Source organism: Mucilaginibacter sp. P4_G9, from assembly GCF_056400985.1.
In genome coordinates, this window is the sequence record NZ_JBFUKF010000021.1 from 22,483 (window position 1) to 28,796 (window position 6,314).

At 41.6% G+C, this 6,314-nt stretch carries 6 protein-coding genes; 1 reads left to right on the plus strand and 5 read right to left on the minus strand.

The features are described from left to right. Positions 1-20: 20 nt before the first annotated feature. Positions 21-665, plus strand: coding sequence for an START domain-containing protein (locus AC1DPZ_RS04055; RefSeq protein WP_477401430.1), 645 nt, complete (start codon positions 21-23; stop codon positions 663-665). 158 nt (positions 666-823) lie between these two features. Here AC1DPZ_RS04055 and AC1DPZ_RS04060 read toward each other — a convergent pair whose 3' ends face one another. The 5 genes from AC1DPZ_RS04060 to AC1DPZ_RS04080 form a co-directional block, all read right to left on the minus strand. Then, positions 824-1,498, minus strand: coding sequence for a hypothetical protein (locus tag AC1DPZ_RS04060; protein WP_477401431.1), 675 nt, complete (start codon positions 1,496-1,498; stop codon positions 824-826). A 557-nt stretch (positions 1,499-2,055) separates the two neighbouring features. Then, positions 2,056-2,631 (minus strand): C40 family peptidase, encoded by a 576-nt coding sequence (locus tag AC1DPZ_RS04065; RefSeq protein WP_477401433.1) that lies wholly within the window; start codon positions 2,629-2,631, stop codon positions 2,056-2,058. Between the two features lie 238 nt (positions 2,632-2,869). Then, positions 2,870-3,649 (minus strand): alpha/beta fold hydrolase, encoded by a 780-nt coding sequence (locus AC1DPZ_RS04070; RefSeq protein WP_477401434.1) that lies wholly within the window; start codon positions 3,647-3,649, stop codon positions 2,870-2,872. Between the two features lie 1,601 nt (positions 3,650-5,250). Next, positions 5,251-5,550 carry a hypothetical protein gene (locus tag AC1DPZ_RS04075; RefSeq protein WP_477401435.1) on the minus strand — a complete coding sequence of 100 codons (300 nt, stop codon included), beginning with the start codon at positions 5,548-5,550 and terminating at the stop codon, positions 5,251-5,253. Positions 5,551-5,667: 117 nt separating this feature from the next. Next, positions 5,668-6,156, minus strand: coding sequence for a hypothetical protein (locus tag AC1DPZ_RS04080; RefSeq protein WP_477401436.1), 489 nt, complete (start codon positions 6,154-6,156; stop codon positions 5,668-5,670). Positions 6,157-6,314: the final 158 nt, after the last annotated feature.

The window sequence follows — 6,314 nt, forward strand, 5'->3', positions numbered from 1 at the left end:
ATCGAAACTCAATGAAAAACATGTACAAAAAATTAACTTTATTATTTCTGCTGATTGTAAATGCAGCTTTTGCACAGGGCGATGAAAGCTGGGTATTAAAAACCAATAACGATGGTGTAAAGATCTTTACCCGCAAAGTGGCCAATTCAAATATTAAGGCCATAAAGGTAGAGTGCTATTTTGATGCCACCCCCTCGCAGCTGGTGGCTGTATTAATGGATGTAAAAAACAGCGAAGACTGGCTGTACCATACCTCATCAAACTATATTGTAAAGCAGGTATCACCATCAGAACTGTACTATTATTCGGTTGTTGAGGTGCCATGGCCGGTACAAAATCGCGATTTTATTGCTCACATCAAAGTATCGCAGGATACCGAAACCAAGGTGATTACCATTGATGCACCCTGTGTGGCCGATATGGTGCCCGTAAAACCCAAAACGGTACGCGTTGCCGATTCAAAAGGCAAGTGGGTAATTACCCGGGTAAATAAGAGCCAGGTAAAAATTGTATATACCCTGCATGCCGATCCGGGAGGTAGCATCCCCGCATGGTTAAGCAATATGTTTGTAACCCAGGGCCCGGCCGAAAGCTTCAAAAAGCTAAAGCTGCAACTGCAAAAACCAGCCTATAAAAATGTAAAGCTGGCCTATATAGCAGATTAGCTACAGGCCCCTGAAGGGAGAGCTTTTGATAGTTCTCCCAATACCACATTCTTCTGTCCATATTATCCATCAATCCGAGACATCAATATATGAATAATCTCCCCGCTGGTTGGCAGGGAGACTTAGGTTTTTTAAAGCGAGATTGGGGGTGAGGCACATTACGATACACCGCCCCACTCCGGGGAGCTGATGGCAGTAACCTTGTAGTTGCGCGAGAAATTGTTGTCCCAATATTCGTTTCCGGGCACCTGGTAAAAAATGGCAAACTGTGCCTCAGTCGCTGCGCCTACGGGTGCGGTTACAGCCCACACTTCAAGGCCGCTTTTCATGGTAAAGTTGTAATGACCAAAGGCGGTTTGAAATGTAGCCCAGTTGTTGGTAGTAAACACAATGCCGACGACCTTAGTAAAGGCGAGATTTTGCACCCCTACATTAACGCTGAGTGTACTACCGGCCAGGGATGCATTTCCTAAAATTGCCTTGTCACTGCTTCCCGCCAGCACAGCGAACTCATCAAATGCCTGGGGGAATTTGTAGTTCGCCCCGCCGTTGTTATCCCAGTACGTTGTGCCATTCACTGTATATTTGGCCACAAACTGGCCTTCACTGTTGCTTGCAGGTGCAGTCCACAGCTCGCAATTGTCGGGCAGCGAATGGCTGTAACTCGCGAAAATGTTTGTCCAGCCTGCGCCTATTTGCGCCCATGCCGACACCTGCTTATCGAAAGCAAGGTTTTGAACTACGATTTTGAACGACCCTTCATAACTAAAACTTCCTGTACCCGATGGGTGTGAGTTGCTGGTTGCCAGCCCAAATGCTACCTGATCTGCCATATGCGTGTCCTCCTTTTTTTAATTATATGTTTAATTTTTTTGAATAGATAGTTGCCCCGGTAACCTTCATCTGTCCCGGTACCTCTCGCAGAGGGTAAAAGATCATGATGATATTATTAATAATATTTTTTAATAAATATCGATAAGGTTTTTGCTTATGATGTCCGTTGAAATACGTATTTACATAGGTAGTTTTACGTATTTTAAGGCGGACAATCGGGGGAAGGACTTTTGGACGAAGGATTTTCGGACGAAGGACTTTCAGACAAAGGACTCTCGGACGAAGGACAAAACGGTGGTTCCGGACTCTATGGTAGTCTAATAGAAATTATAAGCCGGCATGTTTTGTATGCTTTAGTATATAGGATGCCTAATAAAAAAATGACCAGTATTCACCGGCCGTTTTTATCTTTTATCTGATAGTCCTTCATCCTTTGTCCGATAGTCCTTTATCTGATAGTCCTTTGTCCTTTGTCTGAAAGTCCTTCATCCTTTGTCTGATAGTCCTTCGTCCGAAAATCCTTCATCCAAAAATCCTTCATCCAAAAAACCCGGATCTAATCATCATTTTGCCCGAACACCCTGATGGTTTTTAAATACCTGCAAGTGTAATAGGGGGTAAAAGGAGTTTCGGTTACGCCGTTGGCTTTGCCCGAGGTGGAATGTAAAAACGTGGGTGTTTTATTGGGGCTTACAATTAAAATACCCATATGCCCCGGCACCCTCACCGTGCTATCGAGGCCGGTAAAAAGCACCAGGTCGCCGGTTTTGGCCCGGGTGAGGGGGATCTGCCGGTTTAGGTAGTTAAAATCAACCGACCGCCTGGGCAAAGCAATATTAAAATGATTAAATACGTAAGTAATATAGCCCGAGCAATCAAAGCCCCGTTCGGGATCGGTAGAGGCGTACAGGTAGGGGATGCCCTCCAGGCTTTTTGCAAAGGCAACCAGGCTATCGGGAGTTGTGCTGCCGGTAGTTATTTTGGTCACAAAACCGGCGCTATCGGGTGGAGGCGGCGGCAGGGTATCGGCGTGCGGCCTTGTTGCCGAATCCATCACTACAGCCTCTTTGCCACAGCCATCACAGCCGCTAAGCGCCATAGCAACAATAAATAACAAAGCCAGGTACCGCATACAGGGTACTACATGCTTAGGGGTTTAAATGTTTTGATAATGGATTTCTGGACGAAGGATTTTCAGACGAAGGATTTTTGGACAAAGGACTATCGGACGAAGGACTATCCGACAAAGGATGATTCCTAATAAATAGACATAGATTATAAAATATTTATAATTAGATAATTAGATTTTGGCTTTATGCCTTCTGCTTTTAGCTTTAAGCGTTCCGCTTTTAGCTTTATGCATTCCGCTTTTAGCTTTTTTTACTTAAAAACTGTTTTAAGGCTATTTTAAATATTTCGTACTGATCGGTATAGGCAACATGTCCGGCGAAGGCAATATTTAGCAGCGAGGCACCTTTAACTAAATCGGCAAGTTTAGCCACACTTTTCCGGGTGGTTAAATGGTCGTTATCACCTCTAACAATAAGCAAAGCACAACTGGCCTGCGCAATTTGCTCGTTGGGGTATCCGGTGTTATCATCATCAAGCCACATAGCTACAACAGCCGGAAAAAAACGGTTAAAATCAGCTTCAGCATTTAAGCGCTTGTATAGCGCTACTGTTTCGGGAAATTTATTTTCCCAGCTTTGCGGGGTAATTCTTAAAAAAAGATCCTTTGTTTGCAGCGCATCATTAATATGCCATGTTGATCCTATGGTAATTAACTTATCAATTTTTAGTGTGCTAAACGCCGCCAAACGATAGGCTACAATACCTCCGTCGCTAAAACCAATAATGCTGAGCTGTTTTATATCCAGGTGCAGCAATAAACTTTCTATATCTTTTTGCAGCAGCCCGTAACTTAGCTTTTTGCTACCTAAAGTAGATTGACCGTGCCCCCGGCTATCAACACCAATTACACAATAAGTGCTGAGCAGTAAAGGCAAAATCGGATTAAAATCTTCCATACTGCCAAAGCCGCCATGCAGCAGCAGCATAACAGGGCTGTCCTTATTGCCGGTTATTTCGTAGTAAATAACCGCGTCGTCAATAACATGCTCATTTACGGCAGCATGATTAAATGTATTCATAATGGTGTCTTAATAAACAGGTATTAAAAATATTTTTTGCAGGAAAATTTCAGCATAAACTTAGTATTGGAGGCAGCGATGTTTGCCCCCGAAGATGAGCAATAATTGCGCCAGCAAATATTAACCATGGCGTTACCCCAACCGGTAGAAGTTGGGGCCCGTGCTGTACGTTCATACGCCTGCAGGCCTTGCGCGCATTGGCCCGGTATCCACTGCCATCACTAACGCGGGCTGTTGGGTAAGGTGTAAGCTTAGTGGTTTATAAAAGCATTGTGATTTGCGGGCAGGCGTATAAGCCAGGAGCGGTAACGAAAAAGTACTTGCGATATACCTGTAATTTGCATGCGGGTACACAAACCCGGGAGCAGATAAAGACTTTAAATAATGGGGAAGGCCGCATTTAATCAACCCTCCCCAACCCTAACTATTAATCGTTTAGCTAAATATCAGGATAACAATTTAATAATTAATAAACTATTGTAAAACTGTAACATAAGTGGGAAATTTTGTACAGCTAATGTGAATTGGATATCATTTCGTTTGCTCGTGTGGCGGTGAAAAAGTGGTTGGGGTGGGGGGGACGCTGATAGACTGCTCCAGGGGAGCAAAAGCTTTGTAGCACAAATAAATTGACAATATTTTGCGTGCCAGAGGTACGCTACCTAAGGTTCCGTACCTCTGGCACGGAGCACCATCGTTGTTTTTTTTGCTACAAAGCTATTCCCCCGCTGGGGGAGAAAACACTTTTTTGCAGAGGTCTTGGGCACGGTTTTGAACAATGGCAGGCTTGGGCTTCCCCGCTCAAGCAATTGTCCGCCATCCACCAATAAACTAACGAACCAGTGAACCAATGAACCATCCCGCTGTTCGAATGTCTCCGACTTCGAACCGATACGTAAAGTAGTCTACAGACTACTTGTGCTGTTCGCTACTTTTGCTATACATACGGGTAGTTATAAACTACAGGCATAGTCGTTCGAAGTCGGAGACATTCGAACAGCGGAACACTTCGGAGAGCGGGGTATTTTCATCCCAACCTTTCCAGATGAGTGCAACAACCTTTCGGGAATGAGCAGATCGTTATAATATGCATTCAAAATGACTAATACCCAACATATTGTTATCTGGTAGATGACATTGAAGATGGTATATACTGGCCGTTTCATTTTTGTTGTCCTTGCTCGTTTTCTTTTCGATAATTATGGTGTGGCTCTGGGCGTGCTACTTGTTCTGCCTTATTCCAGTCAGCTACAGTATAGGTAACTATGCAAATGATAGATTTCAATTTTTGCTAAATGTATAGTCAGTTTCAACTCGAATCGAGTTTAACACACCCTGTTTAAAAGTATAATATTCCCATATACCATCTAACCCCGAGATAAGCTTAACAATTTTTATTTTTTGCCTTTCGCTACCCAAGTCTCCTGACGAATATATTTTAACGAAATTCGCTAAGGTCATGCCGATACTAATATTTTCGGGTAATACAATTTCCTTGTCTAAAATTTCGCCGGAAACCATTTCAAGTAGGTTAGATTCGCTGTCGTTGAAAAACGTCAGATAGCTTCTCTTATAAAACAATTTTAACAACTTAACTGCTCCTATATATTTATCCTTTTTTGCTCTTCCATTAAATTGAAATGTGGATCGATTCTTTTTAAATCACCTGCGGTTCGCATTTTTCCGAATGGGTGATAAATTATTCTATTCATAACTACGAGGCTCAACGTATCCTTTTTTAGCTCGATTTCAGAGATTCCATATTTTTTATTTGATTTAGCGATCAGATCTTTCGTATTAAGGCTCGTTTCTGATTTGTTTTTATTGGAGTTTGTTGTACTGTTACCAGAACAACCGTAAGTAAAAAAAACAGTTATTATAACTAAAATTCTAACTTTCATATTAATCGGGTTTTTGGTTTGAGGGTTTACTGCAAGGTTGCCCTTGATTGATTATTATTTGAAGGGCGAACCATTCCTTGTCGGGCAACGGCCGTGACGTGCGTGCACCAGCGGAGGTTATGTTTMTATATACTGAATCACTATCTGATACGATAGCCCTTTTTTTAATCGAACTTCTTTTTCTACGGCTGTCTGACTTCTATTTGACAAATCACATTTGTTTAAATCACCAACTTTTATACACTCAAGTCGATCCTTAAAAATCCCTTTATGCTTTCTCAAAATTATAAATATACATTCATGAGAAAAATAGACTATCTCTATAGCCTTATTACTCTTTAGTAGTTTGTAACATTCTGGAAGATATCGGATTAAATTTTTATTAAAATAAAAATTTTTCAATACAATATCACTCATATTAATTGCTGGATTTGGTGTAACAAGATTTAAATCCAAAGATTTATTAGTCAATTCCTTTATTGCGCCATCAAACGCATTTATATTGATCTTTTCCGGATTTAAATTGCCATTTGAACACGACATAAAACATGAGCAAAAAAATATGATTGCTATATATTTAAAGCGCATTGATATTTTATTCTTCATGCTTTTTTTAAGCTCATCCTTGTGTTTTTTTACTTAACAAAGTATTAATTAAGCCCATCGCTGGCGCCGGCGTGTCGTGTGTCTCCCGATCGTTTACCAATGTTTGTCCTTTACAAAAAGTCAATGTAAAATTCCCTGCTCATTCAACATTGTTTGGC

Bases quoted from the DNA above. Each gene is read 5' to 3' on its own strand.
- AC1DPZ_RS04055 (WP_477401430.1), top strand. From the start codon at position 21: ATGTACAAAAAATTAACTTTATTATTTCTGCTGATTGTAAATGCAGCT.
- AC1DPZ_RS04060 (WP_477401431.1), bottom strand. From the start codon at position 1,498: ATGGCAGATCAGGTAGCATTTGGGCTGGCAACCAGCAACTCACACCCA.
- AC1DPZ_RS04065 (WP_477401433.1), bottom strand. From the start codon at position 2,631: ATGCGGTACCTGGCTTTGTTATTTATTGTTGCTATGGCGCTTAGCGGC.
- AC1DPZ_RS04070 (WP_477401434.1), bottom strand. From the start codon at position 3,649: ATGAATACATTTAATCATGCTGCCGTAAATGAGCATGTTATTGACGAC.
- AC1DPZ_RS04075 (WP_477401435.1), bottom strand. From the start codon at position 5,550: ATGAAAGTTAGAATTTTAGTTATAATAACTGTTTTTTTTACTTACGGT.